Raw genomic sequence first — 23012 nt, 5'->3', positions numbered from 1 at the left:
GGCGAAAGGGGGGAGGCCGTTACCTCCCTCGGTCGGCGGGGCGGTCGTAGCGTCGGGGACATGACGTTCGCCGAGACCGACCCCGAGTTCGCCCAGTACCACGCCGACTTCGTGGACGAGACGCTGCAGCACGCGTCGCTCAGCAGCCACGACCGCGCGGTCGTACAGCTCGGTGCGATGATCGCCGCCGGCGCGCAGACCGCTTTCCGACAGCTGCTCGGCACCGCGCTCGACGGCTCGCTGACCCCGGTCGAGGCGAAGGAGATCGGCTACCAGGCCGTCGCCTACGTCGGGTCCGCGCGCGCCTCGGACTTCCTCACGATCACCAACGACGTGCTGATCGCGCGCGGTGTCGAGCTCCCGCTGCCGGGCCAGTCGACGACCACCCCCGACGACCGACTCGAACGGGGCCGTGCGGTCCAGAGCGCCGTCGTCGGCGCCGGACGTGTCGACGCGATGTACGAGAACGCGGCCGACGACACCGTGCACTTCCAGCGGTTCCTGTCCGGCAACTGCTTCGGCGACACCGTCGGACGGGACGGGCTCGACCTGCCGACGCGTGAGCTGCTGACGTTCGCGGTCCTCGTCGCGCTCGGCGGTGCGGACGCGCAGGTCACGGGACACGTCGCGGGCAACCTGCACGTCGGGAACACCCGGCAGCAGCTGCTCGACGTGCTCACCGTCCTGGTGCCCGTGATCGGCTACCCGCGGACGCTCAACGGGCTCGCCGCCGTGAACGAGGGCGCGCCTGCCGCCTGAGGTCGCGGCCGATCCGTCAGACGAGGAGGGGGCCGGCGACCTCGAGCTGGTCGTGGTCGACCTGCCAGCGGATAGCGTCGAGCACCGTCTGTTCGGCGGTGAACCCGGGCGCGTAACCGAGCAGACGGCGGGCCTTCTCGACGCTGAACACCTGGCTGCGTGACAGGTGCTCCCAGCTGGCGCCAGCGTGCTCTGGAGTGGTGGTCTCGCGGAACCGGTCCCAGCTGACGGGCTCGAGCCGGGCCTCCTGGCCGAACCACGACGCTGCCAGGTGGGCGTACCCACGCGCGGTGAGCGCCGTCGGGGCCGTGATGAAGAAGTCCTCGCCGACCGCCGCCTCGCGGTGTTCGACGGCGAGCTGGAAGGCCTGCGCGACGTCGTCCGCGTGCACGTGGGCCATGGTCTCGGCGCCGAGACCGGGGACCTCGATCGCCTCGCCGGCGGACAACCTCGTCAGCACCGACGGGTCGAGGTTGCCGAGCGGACCGATCGGCATCCAGCCCGGACCGCTGATGTGACCCGGGTGCAGCGTCGTCGTCGCCAAACCCCCTGACGCGGTTTCTTCCTTGAGCATCCGGGCAATCGCATCCTTCTGCACGCCGTAGTCGCCGAAGGGTGGCGTGAAGTCGTCCTCGGTGATCGGCAGCACACGGGATGCACCCGCGCGCCAGATCGAGCCGCAGTGCACGAGGTGCGTGCCCGTGCCGCGGAGCGCTTCGACGAGGGCGGCGGCTGACGACTCGGTGAAGCAGACCAGGTCGACGACGGCATCGGCGTCGAGCGCAGCGATCCGCGTTCCGAACGTGCCGTCGCGGTCCTCCTGCTCACGGTCCGCGGTGACGCGTTCGACCCGCTGCCACTCGGGGGAGTCGGCGTAGGGGGTGCTGGTGCCGCGACTGATGGCGACGACCTCGTGACCGGCGCGCACGAGGCGGGGGACGAGGAACGTGCCGATGTGGCCGGTGGCTCCGATGACGACGATGCGCATGCGGCACACGGTAGGCCGAGCCGCTTCGGATCGTGAGCAGGAACGGTCGGGTGCCGATGGGCGACCCGACCGTTCCTGCTCACGAAGCGCGTGCGGCGCCGTGCCTCTGCCCGCTACGCGGAGGGCTCCGCGACGACGGCACGCATCGCTGCCTCGGTCGCGGCTGCGAGTGCTTCCGCCGGCTCCGACAGCAGGCTCTTCACGAAACGTGAGTCGTCGTCGGCGAGGACCTCGAACACACCCGCGACGGTGCCCTCGTAGGCCTGGGCGACCACGTCCTCCGGGCGGGACTTCGGGACGTCGAACCGGGCCCCCATCGCCGTGTCGACCATGCCCACGATGAGTCCCGTGACCGCGGTGCCCCGCGGTGCGAGTTCCACCCGGAGCCCGTTGGTCGCGGACCAGGCAGCCGCCTTCGACGCGGCGTACACGGTGGGGATCGGGGTCCACGCGGCGAGCGACAAGACGTTGAGGATCGCACCACCGCCGTTCGCCCCCAGGATCGGTGCGAACGCGGCCGACATCCGGATGGTGCCGAAGGTGTTCGTCGCGAAGACCCGCTCGAGGGACTCGTCCGAGGGTGCGGCGATGGAGGCGTCCGCCACAGGCGCGATGCCCGCGTTGTTCACCAGCAGGTCGACGTCCGGCGCCGCCGCGGCTGCGGCTTCGATCGACGACGGGTCGGTGAGGTCGAGCACGAGCGGCTGGACGCGGTCGTCCTCCCACGCTCGCGGCGAGCGAGCCGCCGCGTAGACCCGGCGCGCACCACCGTCGAGCGCCTGCCGGACGAACTCGGTTCCGAGGCCCCCGTTGGCGCCGGTGACGAGGACGGTGCGGTTCTCGAGCTGGTTGGACATGATCACTCCTGAGGTAGGCTGACGAAACGGGGAACTTCCCCGCATCATTATGTGGGGACGGTCCCCACTTACGTCAAGCCAGGAGTGCAGATGCGTGCCGATGCCCAGCGGAACCGGGACGCGATCCTCGCCGCAGCGCGCGAGGTGTTCGAAGCCGACGGCATACTCGCGCCCATCGACGGCATCGCCACCCGCGCCGGGGTCGGGAACGCGACGTTCTACCGGAACTTCCCCACCCGCGACGACCTGCTCGCGGCCGTGATGGACGACAGCGTCCGCGCGATCATCGAAGACTCGGCGGGACTGGATGCCCTCGACGCCGACTCGGCGCTGCGCGAGTGGATGTTCCGACTGACGTGGCAGCTGCGCGTGTGGCAGAACCTGCCCTCGTGCATCGCCGACGCGATCGAGGACGAGGATTCCCCGATCCGGACGCTGTGCGCTCGACTCACCGCGCGCACCGCGGAGCTGCTCGATCGTGCTCGGGCGGCGGGAACCGCGTCCGCGGTGGAGGCCGCTGCGGTGTTCGAACTGCTGACGACGGTGTCGTGGGGGGTCGACCGGTTTGGGGACGACGAAGAGCGAGCCCGGGAACGTGTCCGGCTCGCGACCGCCGGAGTGCTCGCCGCGCGGTGAGGCGTGCCGCCCGCCGCCTCGCGCCGATCAGTCGGCGGTGATGACCTTCACGGAGCCGGCGATGGTCGCGGCGTCCTCGGCGAGCGCCACGACCGGGTCAGGCAGGCGGGTGGTGGCGCCGACGAGCTTGCGGGCACCCCACCCGACGAACGACCCGACGATCGCGCCGACGCCGCCGAGGATCGCGCCCTCGATGCGCAGGTCGCGCTTGCCGGTCGTGCCGAGTGCCGCGCCGACGAGCGCACCGGACCCGATGCGGCCGATCAGGCCGGCGGGGGAGATGCGGTTCGGGGTCATCGGCAGCTTGTCGCCGATGAGTTCACCGACGGCCGAGGCGACGAGGAGTCCGCGGCCGAGCGGGGTGCTGAAGACCTTCCAGTCCTGCCACGACCCCTTCAGCGAGGACCGGTCGTGGTTCAGCGCCAGCACCGCGAGCGGGGTGGCGCTGCGGCCACCGCTCAGGATGCCGAGCACCAGGGTGCGGACCAGGGTGTGCTGCTCGTGCTGCGTGCTCATCGTGTCTCCAGTCGTGATCAGGTCCGACCGTACGCACGCGGGCCGCGAGCGCTCCGAGGGTCCTCACGGACTGCGGGTACTGAGCCGGCCCGAGTAGCGTCCGCCGCATGAGCAACGTCATCGTCTTCGGCGGCCACGGCAAGGTCGCACTCCTCACCACCCGCATCCTCAGCGACCGCGGCCACACCGTCACCTCGGTCATCCGTGACGCGGACCAGTCCGACGAGATCCGTGCCCACGGCGGCGAACCCCGTGTCGCGGACATCCAGCAGCAGTCCCTGACCGACTTCGCGGAGCTCGTCCACGGACACGACGCCGTCGTGTGGTCGGCCGGTGCCGGCGGCGGGTCCGTCGACCGCACGTGGGCGATCGACCGCGACGCCGCGATCCTGTCGGTGCAGGGTGCGAAGCAGGCCGGCGTCGACCGCTACGTCATGGTGTCGTGGTCCGGGTCGCAGCTCGACCACGGGGTACCGCAGGACAACGACTTCTTCGCCTACGCGCAGTCGAAGGCGATCGCCGACGCCGTGGTGCGCGACTCCGGTCTGCAGTGGACCATCGTGGCGCCGAGCACCCTGACGGACGACGACGCCACCGGTTCGGTCGACTGGGCGGGCTCGTCGAGCGACGTGCCGCGCGGCGACGTCGCACACGTGATCGCCGACGTGCTCGAGACCCCCGGTACGGCGGGCAGCACCATCCGGTTCAACTCGGGATCGACCCCGATCGCGGACTTCCTGCGCGCCGACGCGGTCTGACGACGGGGCGCGGTCTGACGACGGGGCGCGGCGCGCAGCCGCGCTTCAGTAGATCGCTGCGATGCCGGTCATGTCGCCGAGCCCGAGCGTGCGTGAGCCGGTGTCGCAGTACCCGCCGGACGGCTCCATGACCTGTCCGGTCCCGGTCTTGACGTGGCCGAGTCCGTACAGGTGTCCCCACTCGTGGGTGGCGACGGCCTGGGTGTCGAACCGTGCGCCCGAGCAGGTGGTCGTCGAGCTCCACTTGTAGCTGGTGGCGTACCGCTGGTCGGACTCCTTGGCGATGCCGTTGCCGTCGTACCAGACGCACGTCACGCCGAGGGTCCCGGAGGGCAGCTTGCCCCACCCGACGACGCTGTAGCCGTTGCTCTTCGAGCACGCGCCCTTGTCGGTGAGCCCGGGCACCTGGGTTGCCAGGCGCACGTAGGAGTTCCGGGCCGACGAGGTCACGGTGCGGTCGCACGACGCGATCGTGCCGGTCCACGCGTTCGCCGCCTTGCGCAGGGCGTCCTTGGCGTACGACGACTTCTGGCCGGACTCGTTGTAGTACCACTTCACCGTGCTCGACCAGCGGTACGGGTTCCGTTCGTTGGCCGTGCTGGTGCACTTGGTGGTGGCCGCGGCCGTGGCGGCCGGTGCTGCGGGTGCGCTGGCGGCGGCGCTGGCTGCCGCGCTCCTCGCCTGCTCGCGGCGCACGGCGGGCGCCGAACCGCTCCACGCCTCGTCGATGCGGACCGCGACACCGCCGGTGCCGGTGTTCGCGATGACGACCTCCGCCAGCTCCGGAGCGCCCGGCGCCGCCGAGCTGCTCGCCATCACGCTCTCACCGGGCGCCGGCACGGCGAACGTGCGGCCGTCCGGCAACGCGACCGTGCCCGACGAGACCGTGCACCCCGACCGGAGCGTCTGCACCGAGAGCGTCCCCGTGGCGCAGCGGGTACCGGCGGCCGGCGTCGATGCCCCCGGCGTCGCCGCCTGCGCGGGTGCCGCCGTCGCGGTGAGGCCGACGACGAGTGCGATGACCGCCCCGGTGGTGAGCGTGTTCCTGACAGGACGCATGGTTGCCCTTCCCGCGGAGGGCCCCTGTGCCCGCCGTCCCTGATCGGGTCCATGCTCGCCGATGAGCCCCCGTCAGGTCCAGCGCTGCGCCAACAGGACAGGAAGCGCCCAGCCGTCGGGGTCGGTCAGCGCAGCCGCTCGACCATCGGACACGCGAACGGGTCGCGAGCCGCCAGGCCGACCTCGTTGAGGTACCGGACCACGATGACGTAGGAGTGCACCAGGGTGGTCTCGGTGTACGGCACGCCCTGGTCTGCGCAGTACTTCCGGACCATGTCCCGGGCGGCCCGCAGGTTCGGCCGGGCCATGCTCGGGAACAGGTGGTGCTCGACCTGGTGGTTCAGGCCGCCCATGAAGTACTCGACCCAGGCGCCGCCACCGATGTCGCGCGAGGTCAGGACCTGGCGCGAGAAGAAGTCCACGCGGCGGCCGGGCTCGATGACGGGCATGCCCTTGTGGTTCGGCGCGAACGCGATCCCCATGAGGAACCCGAACACGGCGAGCTGCACACCGAGGAACGCGAAGGCCAGGCCGACCGGCAGGAACCAGAAGACGACACCCAGGTAGAGCACGAACCGGCCGACGAAGACCGATCCCTCGGCCCACCGTCGCTTCACCGGGCCACGGCTCGTGTACGTGCGGATCGACTGCCAGTGCAGGTTCACGCCCTCGACCAGGAGCATCGGGAAGAACGCGTACCCCTGCACGCGGACGAGCACACGCAGGAAGCCGGTCCGGCTGGCAGCGTCCTCGGGCCGGAACGAGATCGCGTCGAACGAGATGTCGGGGTCCTTGCCGACGGTGTTCGGGTTGGCGTGGTGCCGGGTGTGCTTGTTCATCCACCACGCGTAGCTGATGCCGGTCAGGAACGTGCCGGCGTACCGGGCCGCCCGGTCGTTCCAGTGGTGCGACGCGAACACCTGTCGGTGGGCGGCCTCGTGCGACAGGAACGCGAACTGCGTGAACAGTGCGCCCAGCACCCCCGCGACGATCAACTGGTACCAGGAGCCGCCGAGCACGGCGAACGCCCCGCCGGTGATGCTGAGCAGCACGGCGAGCACGGCGATGAGGCCCCAGTACCAGCCCGTGCGCCGACCGAGCAGCCCGGCGGTACGGACCTGCGCGAGCAGCGCGGTGTACGTCGAGGTGGTGTCGGTCCGAGGCGACCGTCGTTCGGTCTTCCGGTAGCCCGTCGGTACGACCAGTTCGTCGCGCATGGTTTCCTCCTGGATCCAGTGCTGCGCCTGCAACCGGGGTCCGGGGCTACGACTTGCTCGTGATCGTACGCCGGCCCGGACCGGGGACACACGGGATCAGGCGGGGAGGACCAGGCGGCGTTCGACGACGGCCCGTGCGACGTCGGCGAGGCGCTCCTGGTTCGACCGCGCGTACTGCCGCAGCAGTTCGAACGCCGCCTCGGTGTCGACCGAGTGCGTGAACGCGACGAACCCCTTGGCCTGCTCGATCACGACCCGGCTGTCGAGGGCTCGCTGCAACTGCGCCTGCGTCAGCGCCGCGTGTTGCAGGGTCCGCTGCTGCAGGATGCTGATGGTCGCGACGTCGGTCAGGGCCTGTGCTGCCAGAGCGTCATCGCGGTTGAGCGCACCCTCGGTCTCGCGGAACAGGTTCAGCGACCCGAGCGTGGTGTCCCGCAACCGCATCGGGATCGCGTGCACCGACGCGTACCCCGACTCGGCGGACGCGGCCGCGAACGTCGGCCACCGGCGTTGCATCTCCGCCTGGTCACTGACGGACACCGGACGCCCGGTCGCGAAGCACTCCACGCACGGCCCTTCGCCAGCGTCGAGCTGCAGGAGTCCGACGAAGCTGGACCGTTCACTGGTCGACGCCACGACCTCGAGTTCCTGGTGCTGGTTGGCCAGCAGGATGCCGGCCGCCGAGGCGTCGAAGATGTCGACGACGCTGTCGACCAGGTGCTGCAGCAGGTCGACGACGTCGTACTCGTCGACGAGGGTGTCGGTCAGCGTGACGAAGGTGTCGATGAGCCGGCGCTCGCGGGTCGGTGCCATGGTGCGTGCTCCTCAGTTCTCGGAACCGTACGGCCGGGCGAGGTCGATGCGGCGAGCGATGACGTCGGTGGCGACGTCGCGGACGGTGCGTTCGGTGGCGAAGGCGTGCGCCTGCAGCACGAGGAGGGCGTCGGTGACGTCCACCCCGAGCTGTGCTGCGACCATGCCGGTCGCCTGGTGCACCTCTCGTCGGGAGTAGCGGCTGGTACCCATGTCGGCACGGCCGTCGGCGGCCGCAGCGAGCAGGGCACCACGGAGCACCCGACGGGCTGCGACCTCGGTGAGCTCCACGGCGCCGCGGATCTGCCCCACGGTCAGGGTGCGCTCGCTGTCCACGGACAGGTCGACGGCGCCGACGGGGATCGTCCCGATGCGCATCGGGAACGAGAACACCGCCCCGACCCCGGCGCGGAGGAGTTCCTCGAGCGCGAGCGGCCAGTCGGTGTTCGTCGTGCCGGACAGGTCGGACTCCAGGACCGGGCGGCGGGTCGTCAGCGCCTGCCAGCACGGGCCCTCGCCGAGGTCGAACTGAATCTCGTCGATCCGCGCGGCGCGCGCGTCGCTCGCGCACACCGTCGCCGACCCGAGTGGGTTGCCGAGGGTGGAGATGCCGACCCCGGTCACGGGCAGCGTCGTCAGGAACGGCGGGCACATGTCGGTGCCGTCGGGTGCGGCCTGCAGTGCGGAGACTGCCGTCGTGAAGTCGTTCATCGCGAGGAAACCGTCCGGGTCCGTGAACGCGGGGCTGATCCGGTCCCCGCGTTGTGCAACGCTAGCGCAGTGCCCCGCGGGCGTCGCCCGCCGGGCACGTCGACCCGCGCGGACACGGTCAACCCGCGCTGACGTGCGACGGCTCCGGCACGAAGTGGATCCGCTCCGCCGCCCGCGTAACCTCGCGGGCCCGTGCGGTGCGGTCGTCGAACTCGATGCGGGCTGCGTCACGGACCTGCTCCTTGTCGAACAACGACGCCCGGCTCACGACGTCGACGATCGTCGCCACGACCGTGGCGAGACCGCGTTCGAGCTGTCCGAGGTTCGTGTTGCCGATGACGAGACGACGGTCCTGCACGTCGAGCGTGACGTCGGGGTAGCCGGCCGTCACGAGCTGCGCGTGTCCGTCGGCACCGCGCAGGCCGGCCATCTCGGCTGCGTCGGGTCGGCGGTTGAACACCGCCGGGACGTCGTAGTACTTCGCCGCCGTGGGCTTGCCGAGCTCGGTGGGCAGGCCGGAGGCCACCACACTCGTGAGCGCGAGCGGCGTCGAGGCCGCCTCGGACTGGTCCGTCATGATGACTCCCTTGGCGGCTCCCCGCGGGAGCTCGAGAGGATCTCGGACTCGGTACGGCGACACCGTGGCGTCAGTGTGGGACCCGCGGATGTGAGCACTCCCAGCCGCGGCCCAGCGCCGGGGCTCCACCACGCCCCGGCGTCACCTCGCTCAGGCGAACTGCGCGTAGAACGTCGACGGGTCCTGCGACAGCGACGCCTTCACCGCGCTGCTCCACTCGTCGACGACGACCTCGGCCGCACCCCGCTCGACGCCGTCCAGCGCGGCCCGCGCCACGTCGGCCGGGTCGACCTTCGGCCCCTCGTAGCCGTCCATCATGTCCGTGTCCGCCGCCCCGAGGTGCAGCCCCTGCACGCTGATCCCCTTGCCGGCGAGCTCCAACCGGACGGCGTTCGTCAGGTTCCACTCGGCGGCCTTCGCCGCCGCGTACGCGCCGGATCCCGGGTAGACGAACCAGGACAGTGCGGACAGGACGTTCACGATGCCGCCGCCGCCGTTCCGCTCGATCACCGGCGCGAACGCCCGGATCATCGCGAGGTTCCCCCAGTAGTGCGTGTCCATCTCGCGGCGCGCGTCGGTCAGGTCGTCGGTGAGCAGCGAGCCCGTGGTCGAGATGCCCGCGTTGTTCACGAGCAGGGTGACGTCGCCGGCGGCTGCGGCCGCCGCCTCGACCGACGCCGGGTCGGTGATGTCGAGCGGCAGCGCCGCGACACCCTCGATGTCCACGAGCTCGGGTCGGCGTGCGGTCGCGTAGACCTTGGTGGCGCCGCGCTCCAGCAACTGCAGGGCGAAGCGGCGTCCGATGCCCCGGTTCGAGCCGGTGACGAGTGCGACCGATCCAGCGATGTCCATGGTGTCTCCTCCTGCCGCGCGGATGTCTCCCGCGGCGGCTCGGTTACGCTAAGACCTCACATCCATGTCAGGGGCAAGCCCAGGATCGGAGACCGCATGCGGATCGGCGACCTCGCCGCGGAGACGGGCGCCAGCGTGCGCTCGCTGCGGTACTACGAAGAGCAGGGGCTGCTCACCGCGTCGCGGACCAGCAGCGGGCAGCGCGTCTACGACGCCCCGGCGGTCGAACGCGTCCAGCTCGTGCAGCAGCTGTTCGCCGCCGGTCTGCCGAGCCGCACCATCGTGCAGCTGTTGCCGTGCGTGGACAGCGGGCACGCGACGCCGGAGTCGTTCGCGCTGCTCGTGGCCGAGCGCGACCGGATCACGGCGCAGATGGCGGAGCTCGAGGCCGCGCGTGGCCGGCTCGACGAGGTCATCGCCATCAGCGAGCACCCGACTGCCGAGCACTGCCCGGCGCTGCGCGAGCCGGCAGACGGAGCGGTCGCGGCCTGAGACGTGGTGCGGGACGGACGGGAGGCGCGTGGCGGGTCCGCCACGGGCCTCCCGTCCGTCATCTGGTCACGACCAGAGCGCCGCCAGCGTCGCGGAATCGGCCCCTCGACCGCCGCGCGGTCAGATCAGCGCGTCGCAGGCGGCGTCCACGCCGGAGCTGCGTCCACTGCGTCGCCGATGCTCCGCGCGATGACCCCGAGCTGCCGCGTCTGGGTTTCGGTGAGCGTGTCGAACACCAGGCGCTCGACCAGGGCATGGTGCGCGGGCGTCGACTCGAGGACCTTGCCGTGCCCGTCATCCGTCAAGACCGCGAGGGTGAAGCGGCCGTCCGTCGGGTCGACCACGCGGCGCACCCACCCCTTCGCCTCGAGCCGAGTCACCGCGCGGGACAGTCGCGAGAGCGTCGAGCTCGCGTACCCGGCGAGCGTGCTCATCCGCAGGGTCCTGTCCGGCGCGGCGTCGAGGGCCGTGAGGACCCCGAGTTCGAAGTGCGTGAGGCCACTGTCTCGTTGGAGTTGGGCATCCAGGGCGACGGGGAGCCGTTCGAGCATCGTCGCCACGGCTGCCCAGATCTCGAGTCGTTCGCCGCGCAGGCCGTGTGGTTCATCGGGCGGTGCCATCACGGCATCGTACGACCGGTGACTTGCCTGAGCAAGTAAACGGCCGTACGGTGACTTGCTCAAGCAAGTCACCGGGTCGAGTGACGCGGGACGACGAAGGAGGATCCATGGACCTGCAACTCCGAGGCAGAACGGCGTTCATCAGCGGATCGACGCAGGGCATCGGGTACGCGATCGCCTCCGCACTCGCGGCCGAGGGCATGCGCGTGATCGTCAACGGCCGGGAGGACGCCCGGGTCGAAGCAGCCGTCGATCGCCTGCGGCGTGACCAGCCGGGAACCACGGTGTCCGGCATCGCGGCCGACTTCGGAGACCCGGGCGACGTCACCCGACTGCTCGGGTCCCTCGATGACGTCGACGTCCTCGTCAACAACGTCGGACTCTTCGGCCTCGCCGCCTTCGAGTCGATCGCCGACGAGGACTGGTCCCGGTACTTCGAGGTCAACGTGATGAGCGGGGTCCGCCTGTCGCGGCACCTGCTCGGCGGGATGCTCGAACGCGGGTGGGGTCGCATCGTGTTCATCGGCAGCGAGTCCGGCGTGAACGTCCCCGCGGACATGGTGCACTACGGCGTGACCAAGGCCGCGGTGATCGCGCTCGCGAACGGACTCGCGAAGCAGACACGTGGGACCTCGGTCACGATCAACACCGTCCTCGGCGGTCCCACGTACTCCGACGGTGTCGCGACGACGGTCGAGGCGATCGCCGAGGCGCAGGCTCTTCCGGTCGAGGCGATGCAGGCCGCGATCATCGGTCAGAACCGGACCAGCCTGCTCGAGCGCTTCATCGACCCGGCCGAGATCGCGGCGCTCGTCACCTACCTCGCGAGCCCGCTGTCCTCCGCGACGAACGGCGCCGCGATCCGGGCTGACGGCGGCGTCCTGACCGGGCTCCTGTAGGTGGCACGTCAGCCGAGGTGTGCGTAGTCCGGCAGGTCGATCGCGTCCGCCGGCGGCGTGAAGAAGCGGTCGCCGAGCCGACCGATGAACGGGGTGGAGGCGACCCGAACCGCAGCACCGAACGCGGCGATCCCGAGCCGGCTCTTCGGGTTCGCGACCCGCGGCACCCCCGGCGGCAGCTGCTGCGCCTGGGTGACGTACGGCCGCATGATGCGCTCGTAGCCCCGGAATGCATCGCGGTGGTCGACGTGGGCGGCGAGTTCGCCGGCCAACACGTACGCCCCCGTGAGCGACAGGCTCGTGCCCATGCCGCTGACCGGCGAGGCGCAGTACGCGGCGTCGCCGACGAGCGCGACCCGACCCTCGGACCACCGCGGCGCACGGACCTGCCCGATCGACTCGGAGTACAGGTCGTCAGCGGCGTCGATGCCCGCGAGCACACGACGTGCTTCCCAGCCGGCATCGGCGAAGACCTCGTGCAGTCGGCGACGCTGCTCCTCGATCGACCGTCGCTCGGAGCCGGCGCGCTCCCGTGTCCGGTCGGTCACGAACGACAGCGTCGCCCGGATCGTGCCGTGCGGGTCCGGACGGAGGGTGACCGACCGACCACCCGGTGCGTTGTACCAGCGCCACCAGTCGTCGTCGGCATCGGTGCGGGGGATCGTCGCGTAGGAGGTCTCGAGGCCGAGGGACCGGATCTCGGGCTCGTCGCCGAAGACCAGCCGCCGGGTGCTCGACCCGATGCCGTCCGCCGCCACCACCAGGTCGAACCGCTCGTCGGCGGCGTGCTCGAACTGCACGGTCACGCCGTCGCCGGCGCCGCCGTCGTTGTCCGCGATGCCGGTGATGCGGTCGCCGAACCGGTACTCGGTGGTGTCGGTGGTCCGGCTGACGAGCAGCTGCGCGAGGTCACCGCGCAGGATCTCGAGCTCCGCCGTGGCGCCGCCCGAGTCCGTGGTTCCGGCCGGGAACTCCGCGATGACCGAACCGGAGCGGCCGATGAACCGCGTGCCGACCTCACCGGTGGTGGCGGCACGGATGTCATCCTCGATGCCCATCCGCCGCGAGACCTCACGCCCGGCACCCCGCACGTCGACGTTCTGGCCGCCGGTCCGGAGCTCCGGCGCGCGCTCGACGATCGTCGTGTCGTACCCGTACCGGTGCAGCCAGTAGGCCAGGGCAGGTCCGGCGATGCTCGCACCGGAGATGAGGACGCGCTTGCGGTCGCTCGACATGTTGCCTCGAATCTTGATTACCAATGAGATTGGCAATCTACACGACTACCATCGACCTCGTGCCGCACGACGAACCGACAGCGCCCACCGACGGACGACGAGACCGCGACGCCCGGCGCGATCGACGCGACCGCGAAGCCGCCCGTCGCGACGGACGACCGCTGCCCGACGACGACATCCGCGCACGGGTCCAACAGGTCGGGGTCCGCCAGCAGCGCTTCGAGCGACACCTGGCCCGGGCACTCGACGTCGACGCGGCCGGGCTCGAGGCGATGGACCACCTCATCACCCACGGACGGTCCACCCCGACCGAGCTCGCGCGGCGACTGGAGATCTCCACCGCCGCCATGACCCTCGTGCTCAACCGACTCGAGTCCGCCGGCCACGTCACGCGGGAGCGGCACCCCAGCGACGGCCGGAAGCTCGTGGTCACCGCAGCCGAGCGGTCGTCCGACCGTGCGTACGACCTGGTGCTGCCGCTGATCGAGGGGATCGAGGACGTCGTCGCCGACATGGACGACAGCGAGCGCGCCACGGTGCAGGCGTTCCTCGACCGTCTGATCGGGATCTACGACGACGCGATGGACTGATCAGTCGACTCCGTCGGGTGACCACGGTCGCTCACCGAGGCTCCACCGCGCCATCGCCTCGACCTGTGCCTTCGCGCTCTCCAGGCTCGTGTGGTCGCCGAAGACCTCGCCCGACCACCCACGGACCTCGTACCGGTTCGTGAAGACGACGGTTCCGATGTGGGACCGGCCGGAGCGGGCTTCCCACCGGCCGACCTCGAGCGCGGTCCAGCTCGTCGGGTCGTGCTGGCGGGGGAGATCGGTCTGCGAGGGGGACATGGCGTTTCCGGTCGGCATCGGACGAAGAGATCGTGCCGGCAGCCGGGGGCCTGGGTCACCTGCGGTCGACGGTAGTCCCCGGCCGACACAACGGCTCAGGTTCGTCCGCCGGTCTGTGCGATCAGTGCGCCACGCGCGTGAACGTGCGGTGCACGACCCCCGACGGCGACGCGACCGTCTCGACGTCGAAGCGCTCCTCGATCCCCTCGAGTCCGTCCCAGAGCCGCTCGCCGCGGCCGAGCACGATCGGCACCTCGACCAGGTGCAGGTGGTCGACCAGGTCGGCCTGCAGGAACTCGCGGACGGTCTCGACCCCGCCGCCGATCCGGACGTCCCGGCCCGGTGCGGCCTGGCGGGCGAGCTCGAGCGCTTCCGCCGGGGTGGCGTCGACGAAGTGGAAGGTCGTCCCGCCCGCCATCTCGAGGGGCTCGCGCGGGTGGTGGGTGAGCACGAACACGGGCGTGTGGAACGGCGGTTCGTCGCCCCACCGCCCGGTCCAGCCGTCGTCGGGCCACGGTCCGCGCTGGGGTCCGAACTTGTTCCACCCCATGATCTCGACACCGATCTCCGGTCCCCAGGCGCGAGCGAACTCGTCGTCGACATCGGTTGTCCCGCCGGACGCTCCCTGCATCGCACGGAAGGTGGCGGTGGCGGCGAACCACCCCATGAGTCGACCGTCGGCGTGCCCGAACGGCCGGTCGATCGACTGGTCGGCTCCGGCGCCGTACCCGTCGAGCGAGATCGCGAAGTTGTGGACCCTGACCGTCGACATGGTGCTCCTGTCCTGCTTCAGAGGGTGATGCCCGTCGCCGTCGCCAGGGCGTCGACGAGTTGGCGGCGGAACTGCGGGTCAGCAACCGCCTGGTGCGGCTCCTGCCGCTGTCCGTGGAACCAGTAACCACCGCTGAGGGTTGCGTCGGGGTCGGTCACGAGGGCTTCCTGGGTACGGTGCCCGAGCTCGAGGTCGTCCGACGCCCCCGCGCCGCCCATCTTGGTCGGGACCCAGCCCGGGTCGACGGCGTTGCTCAGGACGCCGGGCCGGCGCTCGGCGACCTCGGCTGCGAGCGCGGTCACGAAGAGCTTGGTGTCCGAGTACGTGTTGGTCTCCGCGATGCCGTCCCAGTCGACGCCGTCCAGTCGGGGGCGGCCGCCGCGGTGCATCCCACTGCTCAGGTACACGTGCCGGGTCGGCGCGTGGAGCAGCGCGGTGAACAGGTACGGCGCGACGACGTTGACGGGGATCAGCGCACGGCCGGAGATCACGCCGGCGTTGTGCACGACCGCGTCGATCGGGTCGCCGGTGTCGAGGTCGCGCGCAGCGGCGATCACGGCGTCGCGGTCGGACAGGTCGGCGACGACGAGCGTGGCACCACGGTCGAGCAGGTCGGCGACTGCCTCCGCCCGTGCCGTGCTCCGGGCGTGCACGACGACCTCGTGCCCGTCGCGGAGCAGGGTGTCGGCGGTCGCCCGCCCGAGGCCGTCGGTCGAGCCGGTGACGAGGATGCGGGACATGCGTTCATCATGCGCCGGGTGGCGGGGGCGTGTGCGGCAGGTGGACCAGCAGCGGGGCGGATGGGAGGCGCGGGGCGGGCCCGCACCGCGCCTCCCGTCCGTTCTCGGCCCGGCCACAGGGCTGCAGTACGGTCGCAGCATGAGCAGCTTCCTCGACCCCGCGGACGCCGTCGCCGTCGGCGACGCGACGATCGTGCCGGACGCGACGCGTCCGGTCGCAGCGGTCGTCACGGGTGACGACGTGCGGTGGGTGACGTGGTCGGACGCCCCGTTGCCCGCTGGTGCGGTCGACGACGTCCGCGTCCTGGCGACCACAGATGGCGCGTGGATCGTCTACGGGTCGAACGGTGACGGTGGCGACGCCGTGTCCCGGTCAGCCGTCCACGTCACGCCGACCGGTGTGACGTGCGCGGTCGAGCTCGGGGATCGTCGGCCGCACGGTGCCGACGTGGACGGGTTGTGGATCGGTGACCCGCGACCCGCGTCGATGTGGGACGGCGAGGCCGACGACGTGGACGTCGATGTGGATGCCGGTGGCTCCGACGACTCCGACGCCGACGCCGACGATCCGCTCGACGGCGTCGACCCCGAGACCCTGCCGTGGGCGCCGGCCGAGCCGTTCTGGCCGACACCAGAGGAGTGGGCGGCGACGCTCGAGACCGAGGCCGCCGCCGAGCACGATCACGACGACCCGGAACTGCTCGACGACGAGGACGACGGTGGCCCGTACACCTGGAGCATCGGCTTCGGCGACGAGTCCGACGGCTTCGTCCCGTCGATGGAGCCACTCGCTGACCCGGGTCCGCCATTGCCCACCCCGGCGACCGACCTGGTGCTCGTGCGGCCGGACGGCACCCGCGCGACGGTCGCTGTCGACCACCTGGTCGAGGGCGTCGGTCGCGAGGGCTCGGTGCTGACCGTTCGGTACGCGCCAACCGGGCCCCGGCGGACTCCGGACTCCGCGGGCGGGCTGGACTACACGTACCAGTACCGCGAGGTCGACGTCGACCTCTCCGATGGCCTGCCGACCACCATCACCACCGATGCCCTGCCGGCGCGGACGGTGGACGAGGACGAGGACGAATCGTCGTGGGAGGCCGAGGAAGCACGGCTCGAAGCGGCTCGCGCCCCGTGGATCGAGCGGCTCGACCTCACCGGGGTCGAGGGCGCCCGGTGGCCGCTCCACGACACGGATGACTCGACGAAGGCGCAGGCGGTCGCCGCACTCGTCGGGGTGTTCGAGTCGCTGGCCGAGCCGGGCATCCTGTGGACCCGCGAGCACCCGGAGCCCCGCCGTGCGGCGAGCGCCTACCGGGCCGTCGAGGTCGTCGTCGAGGGGGAGTGGCCGGCGACCGAGGTCGTCGTGTCGTTCGAGCACAGCGACGTGCCGTACCTGCGGCTCCGTCGGCGCTACCGGGTGTTCGACGACGCCGGCCACGTCGAGGACTGGACGTACGTGACGGTGTACCTCGAGGAGGACATCGCGACCCGGGACATCCCTGCGCGTGACGCCGCCGTGGACGGCGTCCTCGACATCTGACGAATCGCGCCCGTTCCGCAGCCTCAGCCGATGACGCCCGTGTGCTCGAGCACGATGTTCACGCCGATCAGGATGAGCACCACACCGCCGGCGATCTCGGCCGGCTTGCCGAACCGGGCTCCGACACGGCGCCCGACGACCACGCCGGCGAAGGACAGCACTGCCGTCGTCACACCGATGAGCAGCACCGCGCCGCCGATCGACACCGGCAGGAACGCCAACGTGACACCGACGGCCAGGGCGTCGATGCTCGTCGCGATCGCCAGGACCAGGAGTTCGCGGATCGGCAGACGGTCGGTGTCCTGCTCGGTGTCCTCGTGCTTCGAGAACGCCTCCCACAGCATCTTGCCGCCGATCAGCGCGAGCAGCCCGAACGCGATCCAGTGGTCGAAGGCGGCGATGTACCGCGCGAACGCCGAACCGAGCAGCCATCCGAGCAGGGGCATGAGCGCCTGGAACGCACCGAACGTCAGCGCGATGACGAGCGCGTGCCGCACGTCGAAGCGCTTCATGTGCAGGCCCTTGCCGAGGGCGACGGCGAAGGCGTCTGCGGAGACGCCGAGCGCGATGAGGAAGAGGGCCCAGAACGACATGGGGGCGGCGCCTTTCGAGACGGTCGGACGGAGACGCCGACGTCTCAGGACCTGACGATCCTGGCATGGTTCCGAGGACGAAAAGGCCTGATCAGCGGTATTCGTCGTGCCGAATCCGGGGGTTGGTGCACCCGCCCCGGTTCCTGACGGAAGGCTCGCGGCGGTGTCGGGCTGCGCGAGGTTCCACGACACCCCGCCCGCGTGCCGCCGAGGTTCCGATCGGGGCGCTGCGCGCCGGCGCGGCGGGGTGGGGGCGACCGCGGGCGGACGGGAGGCCCGTGGCGGGCCCGCCACGGGCCTCCCGTGCGCTCCGCGGCGCGTCAGCGACCGGCTGCTGCGTGCGCGGCGACTTGGGTGGCGGACAGTTCCGTCCCGTAGACGGCCGCGTACCGCATGGACCCGGTGAAGTAGGCGTTGGCGGGTGAACCCGGCCAACCGCCGATCGTGTCGTACCCGATCCGGAACCAGCCGGTGTAGTTCTCCGGCGTCTTGTACGTCGCGTTCGATGCGACCAGCGTGCCGTCGACGTACAGGCGCATGCCGTTCGACGGCGACATCGTGGTCACGACGTGGTGCCACGTTCCGTCGGTGTACACCTTCGGCGAGGTGACGACCTGGGTCGTGCCGTTGTAGGTACCGAAGACGAGCTGGCCGCTCGTGTTGAGGTAGAGCTTGCGGTCGTGCTGCCCGGAGCCACCGGTCTGGCTGCTGCCGAAGCCGATGAGCTGTCCGCCCGCGACCGTCGTCTTGAACCAGACCTCTTCACTGAAGGTCGTCGGGTTGGCGTACGAGGTCGGGGTCGAGACGTAGCTCGTCGACCCGTTCAGCACGTAGGCGCTGCCGCTGTCCCGCGGGCAGGCGATCGGGGTCGTCGTTGCCGCGGTCATCGCACCCTGGTACGTGCCGTTCGCCCCGCGGCCCGACCAGTCAGTCGCGGTCTTCGCGTTCGTCGACTCGGTGAACCGGTACGCGAACAGGGCGTTCGCGGTGTCGGCTCCGACGGCGCCCGTGCAGGTGAAGTACGGGGCGGTCGCGGCGGTGTTGGTGTCGTTCCGGACGGTGGCGCTGTAGGCGGAGCGCGTCGGCGCGAACTGGTTCAGCAGGACGACGACTGCCAGGGCGACCACGAGCAGGACGGCGACGACGCGGCCGTCACGCAGGCGACGGAGGATCACGATGCGCGCACCGCCTCGACGCGACCGACGGCCAGGCAGGCGACGAGCGGCACCAGGCACACGGCGATCATCGCCACCCACCCGAGCGGGTCGAGGTCGATGTTCGAGGTCAGCTGGTAGTGCCCGTTCTTCGTGAGCTCGTGGATGACCACGCGGCCGACCTCGCCGTCGACCAGGTGCACGGTGTTGCCGCCGTGGGCGTCGATGCGCACCGGGAAGATGCCGGACGAGATGACGGTGGCCTCGACGCCCGTCGGGCTCGAGGTGTTCGTGATGGTCGTCACGTTGACGAACGGCTTGAGCACGAACGCGGCGTACGAGACCGTCAGGGCGGAGCCGGCGATCCGGAGGCAGGTGCGTGTCACCCGGTCCGTGAAGGCACTGGTCAGGGTCAGGATCAGGAGCGTGCCGATGAGCAGGATCGGGGCGGCGCGGAACAACCAGCCGAGGTGCGGGACCAGGAGCGCCGGGGTACCGATCACGTCGGCCTGCGACAGCGTCCACGGGTCGACCGCGCCGTTCACGTCGCCGCGGGTGTGCAGGCCGCCGTCGGCGTCGATCGCGACGATGCGGTGCGTGTAGACGACGTCCGGGTTGGCGGACGTCTCGAACGAGACGACGTCGCCGACGGCCAAGGTGGTGACGTCGACCGGCAGGTCGAGCACGAGGGTGCCGACCGGGGCTGCTTCACCCATCGAGGGCGTCTCGACGACGAACCAGCGGCCGCCGGCGGACAGGAACAGGACGGCGGCGGTGAGCAGCAGGGCGGCGACCAGGGCGAGCAACCAGGCGAGGACGGTCTCGGAGCGGGTGACCGCGCGACCGCGGAGGACCGGACGGTCGAGCGTGCCGCTGAGCGGGATCGCTGCGGTCTGGCTCATGTCGTGCTCCTGCGGCTCGGTGGGGTGCGGCTACTGCGCGTGGTGGAACGGGGGTGGCGACGCTCGGCCGGAGGGGGGGTCGGTCGAGCGTCGCCGGTCTGGGGTCACGGGACGTCCCGGGACGGCTGGGGGGGGGGGAGCCGGCCCGGAGCGGGATCAGGCCGTGAACGTCCAGGTCATGGGGACCGAGGCTGCGAGGCCCTGGTAGGTGTTGCCCGCCGAGGAGTCGAGGGTCACCGCGAAGTTGAACGGCGTCGACGCGCCGGCCGCCGGAGCTGCGGGCATCGTGAAGGCCGACGCTGCGGCGCCCTTGAAGCTGGCGAGCGTGCCGCTGAAGACCGTGGTCGAGCCCGAGGTGATGACGAGGTTCATCTTGGCGCAGAGGTCGGTCGCGGTTCCGTTCGAGGAGCCGTTGTTCGACTGGGTGCACGTGCTGCCCGGCGTCAGGGTGAAGGTGCTCGCGGCAGCGGTGCCGGTGTTCTTGATCGAGATCGCCGTGTTGACCGTGTTGCCCGGCGTCATCGTCGTGCTGCCGCCGAACTTGTTGATCGTCGAGCAGGTCGCGGAGTTCGTCGAGACCGAGCCGCCGTCGGTGCTGAGGCAGGTGACCGTGGCGCCGGCGTTCTGCTCCTGCATGATCAGTGTGCCGCTGCCGACGGTGTTGCTGCTGTTCGTGATGCTCGCCGCGAACCCGGACAGGGTGCCGGTGAGCGAGAGGGAGAGGAGCACGGCGGCGAAGATGCCGGCGAGGAGCGCCACGGGGGCGAAACGGATCCGCTTCAGCGCGGAGGTGCGGAGCTTGGTGGACACGGTGTACCTCATCGGTTCGGTGGTTCGCAGTGGTTGGGGGAAGCAAGTCACTCGGGCGGATTTGCTTCAATAATTAAGATAGTCACCGCTTAACCAAGTTAGCCACTCGCACACCTACCCCAGTGCGGGGGACGCTCCCGTCCCCCGGGTTCCCGACATGGAAGGATTCCCCCCGTGACCCCCGCCGCACCCGATGACGACGCCGCCGACCTGATGGCCGCGTTCACCGCTGTCGTGCGCGCGAACGCGAGCCTGGTCAACCAGCTCAGTGCCCGAGCCGGGGTGCACGAGAACGCCCTGCGAGCACTCGTGCTCATCAGCGACACCGGGTACTCCACGCCGACGGAGGTCGCCGGCTACCTCGGCCTGACCTCGGGCGCGGTGACGAACATGATCGACCGGATGAGCACCGCCGGACTCCTCGAGCGCGCGCCGAACCCGAACGACCGTCGTGGGTCGTTGCTGCGCCTGCTGCCGACCGGCGACGACGTCGTCGCGGACTACCGGCAGCGCTACGCCGCCATCCTCCGGGCGGTCGACGGCGCACACGGCGGCGAGCTGCACGAGGTGCTCAACGACCTGGCGACGAGTCTGTACCAGCAGGCCGCGGCAGCGGGGGAGTAGGGGCTCGTCAGACCGGCTGGAGCGCCTGCTGCTCGCCGGCGGGGAGTTCGACCCGGATGCGGTCACCCGTGCGGACGACGCCACCGGTCACGACGACGCTCATCACACCGCCCTTCCGCACCACCGCACCGTCCTCGTCCCGCCCGAGCACCTCACGCAACAGACCCGGTTCGAACCCGTTGATCTGCTGGCACGGGTTCCGCAGGCCCGTCACCCGGACGCACGCCTCGTCGCCGAGGTGCAGCACGGTGCCGGTCGGCAAGCCGAGCAGGTCGACACCGCGGGTCGTGACGTTCTCGCCCATCTGGCCCGGCTCGAGGTCGTACCCGGCGTCGGCGACCTCGTCGAACACCTCGGCGTGGAGCAGGTGCACCTGCCGCAGGTTCGGCTGGGACGGGTCACGCGCGACTCGAGACCGGTGCTGGACGGTCGTCCCGGCGTGGGCGTCGCCCTCGATGCCCCAGCCCTCGACCAGGGTCACCTCGTCGACGACGGGCTTGCTGAACCGATGGACGCTGTCGCGGCTCACGGCGATCACACGCGGCTGGTCGTCACGGTTGTCGGTCATGGTGCGATTCTGGCGCAGGTTCGGTTTCGACGCAGCCCCCGGTCAGTGTCCGAGCTCGACCAGGAACACCCCGGCGATGATCAGCGCGATGCCGCCCAGCATGAGCAACGTCAACGGTTCGCGGAACAGCACCCGCCCCAGGATCGCCGTCAGTGCAACACCGGTCGCGGCCCAGATCCCGTAGGCGACACCGATCGGCAGGCCGAGCGTCAGGGCCACGGCGAGCAGGCTGAAGGCGACGAGGTACCCCAGGACGACGGGCACGAAGAACAGCTTCTTGCCGTCGGTGGCGAGCTTGAGGCTGATCGTGGCACCGACCTCGGAGACGATCGCGACGGCGAGCAGGACCCAGGCCATCAGAACGCCTCGCGCTCTGGCGTCTGGCGCTTCCGTGCGGCGAGCGCTCGCTGCGAACCGATCTCGACCAGCAGCACCCCGGCAGCGATGAGCACGATGCCGGCGACCATGGTGAGCGTGAGTGCCTGCCCGAACAGCACGGCCGCGAGCACCGCGGTCAGGGCGACACCGGAGGCTCCCCAGATGCCGTAGGCGACCCCGACCGCCATCCCTGCGCGAAGCACCAGGATCAGCATCGCGAACGCGGCGACGTAGCCCACGGCGACGAGCGCGTACCACCCGGGCTGGTCGACGGCAGCCTGCATCGAGAGCGCTCCAGTGACCTCGGCGACGATTGCGGTCCCGAGGAACAGCCACCTCATGCGCCGGTCCCGTCCGCCAGGGCCGCGATCGCCCGTGCCGCGACCCGGACGGTGGCCTGTGCGGCTCTGTCGTCCCGGTCAGCGAGCCACGTCGAGCTGATGCCGTCGGCCGTCGCGATGAGCAGCCGGACGACGTGCTCGACCGGCACTGCCCAGCGGATGCCGTCCTCGGCGGTCCACTCGTCGACCTGCTCGCGGACCGCATCGAGGTACGCGTGCTGCTCCCACGCGGCGAGGTCCTGCAGGTCGGGGTCGCGCCGTGAGTGGGTGACCAGCTCGACGACGGCGAGTGCGGTCGCTGGGTCGTCGCGCGTCTGCGCGAGGTGGGCCGACAGGCCGGAGGTGATCCGGGCCTCCAGGTCGAGCCGCGTGACCGGTGGTGCGAACGCGACCGCCATGGCGGTGCGGAGCTGGCGTTCGAGCACGGCACGGAAGAGCGGCGCCTTCGATGCGAAGCAGTAGTGGAAGGCGCCGTGCGGCAGGCCCGCGCGGGCGGTGACCGCGCGGGTGGTCACGGCGCTGATGCCGCCGTCGCGCAGGACGGCGATCGCGGCGTCGACGAGCTGCTCGCGTCGTTCCTCGACGCTGCGGTGCTCTTGCTGGAGGGTCATGGTCCGACCGTAACGCCGAACTTGGCCATGTGGCCAAGTCGGGCGGTGAACTCTCAGCGAGGGATGGGTTCGCCCAGCACCCCGTCCACGGCAGAACGACCCTCAGCCCACCAGCTGAGGGTCGTTCTGTGGTGCGACGCGC

The 23012-nt window shown here is 70.9% G+C and carries 30 protein-coding genes; 8 read left to right on the top strand and 22 right to left on the bottom strand.

What is annotated here, in order from left to right:
- Positions 1–60: 60 nt before the first annotated feature.
- Entirely contained in the window at positions 61–759 is a 699-nt protein-coding gene (locus tag EDF31_RS03225) for a carboxymuconolactone decarboxylase family protein (RefSeq protein WP_131845135.1), read from the top strand.
- A gap of 16 nt (positions 760–775) precedes the next feature.
- On the opposite strand, the gene EDF31_RS03220 is transcribed toward EDF31_RS03225, so the two are convergent.
- Together EDF31_RS03220 and EDF31_RS03215 are read right to left on the bottom strand one after the other, a co-directional pair.
- Positions 776–1747, bottom strand: coding sequence for an NAD(P)-dependent oxidoreductase (locus EDF31_RS03220; RefSeq protein WP_131845134.1), 972 nt, complete (start codon positions 1745–1747; stop codon positions 776–778).
- Between the two features lie 113 nt (positions 1748–1860).
- The gene (locus tag EDF31_RS03215) at positions 1861–2604 is read right to left on the bottom strand and encodes an SDR family oxidoreductase (RefSeq protein ID WP_131845133.1); all 744 of its coding nucleotides are present in this window, start codon (positions 2602–2604) and stop codon (positions 1861–1863) included.
- 90 nt (positions 2605–2694) lie between these two features.
- On the opposite strand from EDF31_RS03215, the gene EDF31_RS03210 reads away from it, so the two are divergent.
- Positions 2695–3240 carry a TetR/AcrR family transcriptional regulator gene (locus EDF31_RS03210; RefSeq protein ID WP_131845132.1) on the top strand — a complete coding sequence of 182 codons (546 nt, stop codon included), beginning with the start codon at positions 2695–2697 and terminating at the stop codon, positions 3238–3240.
- 27 nt (positions 3241–3267) lie between these two features.
- Here EDF31_RS03210 and EDF31_RS03205 read toward each other — a convergent pair whose 3' ends face one another.
- Positions 3268–3756, bottom strand: a complete 489-nt coding sequence (locus tag EDF31_RS03205; protein ID WP_123671330.1) for a DUF4126 family protein — start codon at positions 3754–3756, stop codon at positions 3268–3270.
- Positions 3757–3863: 107 nt separating this feature from the next.
- Between EDF31_RS03205 and EDF31_RS03200 the strand changes: the two genes are divergently transcribed.
- Entirely contained in the window at positions 3864–4514 is a 651-nt protein-coding gene (locus EDF31_RS03200) for an SDR family oxidoreductase (RefSeq protein ID WP_131845131.1), read from the top strand.
- Positions 4515–4559: 45 nt separating this feature from the next.
- Here the strand turns inward: EDF31_RS03200 and EDF31_RS03195 are convergent, their stop codons facing one another.
- From EDF31_RS03195 to EDF31_RS03170, 6 genes are all read right to left on the bottom strand, one after another.
- Entirely contained in the window at positions 4560–5573 is a 1014-nt protein-coding gene (locus EDF31_RS03195) for a matrixin family metalloprotease (protein ID WP_131845130.1), read from the bottom strand.
- 125 nt (positions 5574–5698) lie between these two features.
- Positions 5699–6790 (bottom strand): acyl-CoA desaturase, encoded by a 1092-nt coding sequence (locus EDF31_RS03190; RefSeq protein WP_131845129.1) that lies wholly within the window; start codon positions 6788–6790, stop codon positions 5699–5701.
- A gap of 96 nt (positions 6791–6886) precedes the next feature.
- On the bottom strand, positions 6887–7603 hold the full coding sequence (locus EDF31_RS03185; protein WP_131845128.1) for a GAF and ANTAR domain-containing protein: 717 nt from the start codon (positions 7601–7603) through the stop codon (positions 6887–6889).
- Between the two features lie 12 nt (positions 7604–7615).
- Positions 7616–8314 (bottom strand): GAF and ANTAR domain-containing protein, encoded by a 699-nt coding sequence (locus EDF31_RS03180; protein WP_131845127.1) that lies wholly within the window; start codon positions 8312–8314, stop codon positions 7616–7618.
- A gap of 118 nt (positions 8315–8432) precedes the next feature.
- Positions 8433–8891 carry a hypothetical protein gene (locus EDF31_RS03175; protein WP_131845126.1) on the bottom strand — a complete coding sequence of 153 codons (459 nt, stop codon included), beginning with the start codon at positions 8889–8891 and terminating at the stop codon, positions 8433–8435.
- Positions 8892–9041: 150 nt separating this feature from the next.
- On the bottom strand, positions 9042–9743 hold the full coding sequence (locus EDF31_RS03170) for an SDR family oxidoreductase (RefSeq protein WP_131845125.1): 702 nt from the start codon (positions 9741–9743) through the stop codon (positions 9042–9044).
- Between the two features lie 96 nt (positions 9744–9839).
- On the opposite strand from EDF31_RS03170, the gene EDF31_RS03165 reads away from it, so the two are divergent.
- The gene (locus tag EDF31_RS03165; protein ID WP_123671325.1) at positions 9840–10235 is read left to right on the top strand and encodes a MerR family transcriptional regulator; all 396 of its coding nucleotides are present in this window, start codon (positions 9840–9842) and stop codon (positions 10233–10235) included.
- Positions 10236–10360: 125 nt separating this feature from the next.
- On the opposite strand, the gene EDF31_RS03160 is transcribed toward EDF31_RS03165, so the two are convergent.
- Positions 10361–10855, bottom strand: coding sequence for a MarR family transcriptional regulator (locus EDF31_RS03160; RefSeq protein ID WP_131845124.1), 495 nt, complete (start codon positions 10853–10855; stop codon positions 10361–10363).
- Between the two features lie 107 nt (positions 10856–10962).
- Between EDF31_RS03160 and EDF31_RS03155 the strand changes: the two genes are divergently transcribed.
- The gene (locus tag EDF31_RS03155) at positions 10963–11754 is read left to right on the top strand and encodes an SDR family NAD(P)-dependent oxidoreductase (RefSeq protein ID WP_131845123.1); all 792 of its coding nucleotides are present in this window, start codon (positions 10963–10965) and stop codon (positions 11752–11754) included.
- 8 nt (positions 11755–11762) lie between these two features.
- Here EDF31_RS03155 and EDF31_RS03150 read toward each other — a convergent pair whose 3' ends face one another.
- Positions 11763–12989 (bottom strand): FAD-dependent monooxygenase, encoded by a 1227-nt coding sequence (locus EDF31_RS03150; RefSeq protein WP_131845122.1) that lies wholly within the window; start codon positions 12987–12989, stop codon positions 11763–11765.
- Positions 12990–13048: 59 nt separating this feature from the next.
- On the opposite strand from EDF31_RS03150, the gene EDF31_RS03145 reads away from it, so the two are divergent.
- Positions 13049–13579 carry a MarR family transcriptional regulator gene (locus EDF31_RS03145; RefSeq protein WP_243649817.1) on the top strand — a complete coding sequence of 177 codons (531 nt, stop codon included), beginning with the start codon at positions 13049–13051 and terminating at the stop codon, positions 13577–13579.
- Here EDF31_RS03145 and EDF31_RS03140 read toward each other — a convergent pair whose 3' ends face one another.
- From EDF31_RS03140 to EDF31_RS03130, 3 genes are all read right to left on the bottom strand, one after another.
- Positions 13580–13855 carry a hypothetical protein gene (locus EDF31_RS03140; protein ID WP_131845120.1) on the bottom strand — a complete coding sequence of 92 codons (276 nt, stop codon included), beginning with the start codon at positions 13853–13855 and terminating at the stop codon, positions 13580–13582.
- Between the two features lie 103 nt (positions 13856–13958).
- The gene (locus EDF31_RS03135) at positions 13959–14609 is read right to left on the bottom strand and encodes a dihydrofolate reductase family protein (RefSeq protein WP_131845119.1); all 651 of its coding nucleotides are present in this window, start codon (positions 14607–14609) and stop codon (positions 13959–13961) included.
- Between the two features lie 17 nt (positions 14610–14626).
- Complete coding sequence (locus tag EDF31_RS03130) at positions 14627–15349, bottom strand: SDR family NAD(P)-dependent oxidoreductase (RefSeq protein WP_131845118.1); 723 nt, start codon at positions 15347–15349, stop codon at positions 14627–14629.
- 139 nt (positions 15350–15488) lie between these two features.
- Between EDF31_RS03130 and EDF31_RS03125 the strand changes: the two genes are divergently transcribed.
- Positions 15489–16889: a hypothetical protein gene (locus EDF31_RS03125; RefSeq protein ID WP_131845117.1), complete on the top strand. Its 1401-nt coding sequence runs from the start codon at positions 15489–15491 to the stop codon at positions 16887–16889.
- A gap of 23 nt (positions 16890–16912) precedes the next feature.
- On the opposite strand, the gene EDF31_RS03120 is transcribed toward EDF31_RS03125, so the two are convergent.
- The 4 genes from EDF31_RS03120 to EDF31_RS03105 all read right to left on the bottom strand — a co-directional run bounded on the left by EDF31_RS03120 (position 16913) and on the right by EDF31_RS03105 (position 20348).
- The gene (locus tag EDF31_RS03120) at positions 16913–17482 is read right to left on the bottom strand and encodes a manganese efflux pump MntP family protein (protein ID WP_131845116.1); all 570 of its coding nucleotides are present in this window, start codon (positions 17480–17482) and stop codon (positions 16913–16915) included.
- A 320-nt stretch (positions 17483–17802) separates the two neighbouring features.
- A complete protein-coding gene (locus tag EDF31_RS03115; RefSeq protein ID WP_131845115.1) occupies positions 17803–18657 on the bottom strand; it encodes a LamG domain-containing protein in 855 nt (284 codons plus the stop codon).
- Complete coding sequence (locus EDF31_RS03110) at positions 18654–19538, bottom strand: S26 family signal peptidase (RefSeq protein ID WP_131845114.1); 885 nt, start codon at positions 19536–19538, stop codon at positions 18654–18656. Before EDF31_RS03110 ends, EDF31_RS03115 begins: the two co-directional genes overlap by 4 nt.
- A 156-nt stretch (positions 19539–19694) precedes the next feature.
- A complete protein-coding gene (locus EDF31_RS03105) occupies positions 19695–20348 on the bottom strand; it encodes a hypothetical protein (RefSeq protein WP_131845197.1) in 654 nt (217 codons plus the stop codon).
- Between the two features lie 174 nt (positions 20349–20522).
- Between EDF31_RS03105 and EDF31_RS03100 the strand changes: the two genes are divergently transcribed.
- Positions 20523–20972 (top strand): MarR family winged helix-turn-helix transcriptional regulator, encoded by a 450-nt coding sequence (locus tag EDF31_RS03100; RefSeq protein WP_207896075.1) that lies wholly within the window; start codon positions 20523–20525, stop codon positions 20970–20972.
- Positions 20973–20979: 7 nt separating this feature from the next.
- Here the strand turns inward: EDF31_RS03100 and EDF31_RS03095 are convergent, their stop codons facing one another.
- Genes EDF31_RS03095 through EDF31_RS03080 form a run of 4 tightly spaced genes read right to left on the bottom strand, consistent with a single transcriptional unit; the run spans position 20980 to position 22870 of the window.
- Complete coding sequence (locus tag EDF31_RS03095; RefSeq protein WP_131845113.1) at positions 20980–21540, bottom strand: MOSC domain-containing protein; 561 nt, start codon at positions 21538–21540, stop codon at positions 20980–20982.
- A 42-nt stretch (positions 21541–21582) separates the two neighbouring features.
- Positions 21583–21897: an SMR family transporter gene (locus tag EDF31_RS03090; protein ID WP_131845112.1), complete on the bottom strand. Its 315-nt coding sequence runs from the start codon at positions 21895–21897 to the stop codon at positions 21583–21585.
- On the bottom strand, positions 21897–22259 hold the full coding sequence (locus EDF31_RS03085) for an SMR family transporter (protein WP_131845111.1): 363 nt from the start codon (positions 22257–22259) through the stop codon (positions 21897–21899). The genes EDF31_RS03090 and EDF31_RS03085 overlap by 1 nt, the downstream gene beginning before the upstream one ends.
- A complete protein-coding gene (locus tag EDF31_RS03080) occupies positions 22256–22870 on the bottom strand; it encodes a TetR/AcrR family transcriptional regulator (RefSeq protein WP_131845110.1) in 615 nt (204 codons plus the stop codon). The genes EDF31_RS03085 and EDF31_RS03080 overlap by 4 nt, the downstream gene beginning before the upstream one ends.
- Positions 22871–23012: the final 142 nt, after the last annotated feature.

Origin of the sequence: Curtobacterium sp. PhB142, from assembly GCF_004341255.1 — a bacterium.
Lineage (GTDB): Bacteria > Actinomycetota > Actinomycetes > Actinomycetales > Microbacteriaceae > Curtobacterium.
This window is presented reverse-complemented; position numbering and strand designations above follow the sequence as displayed.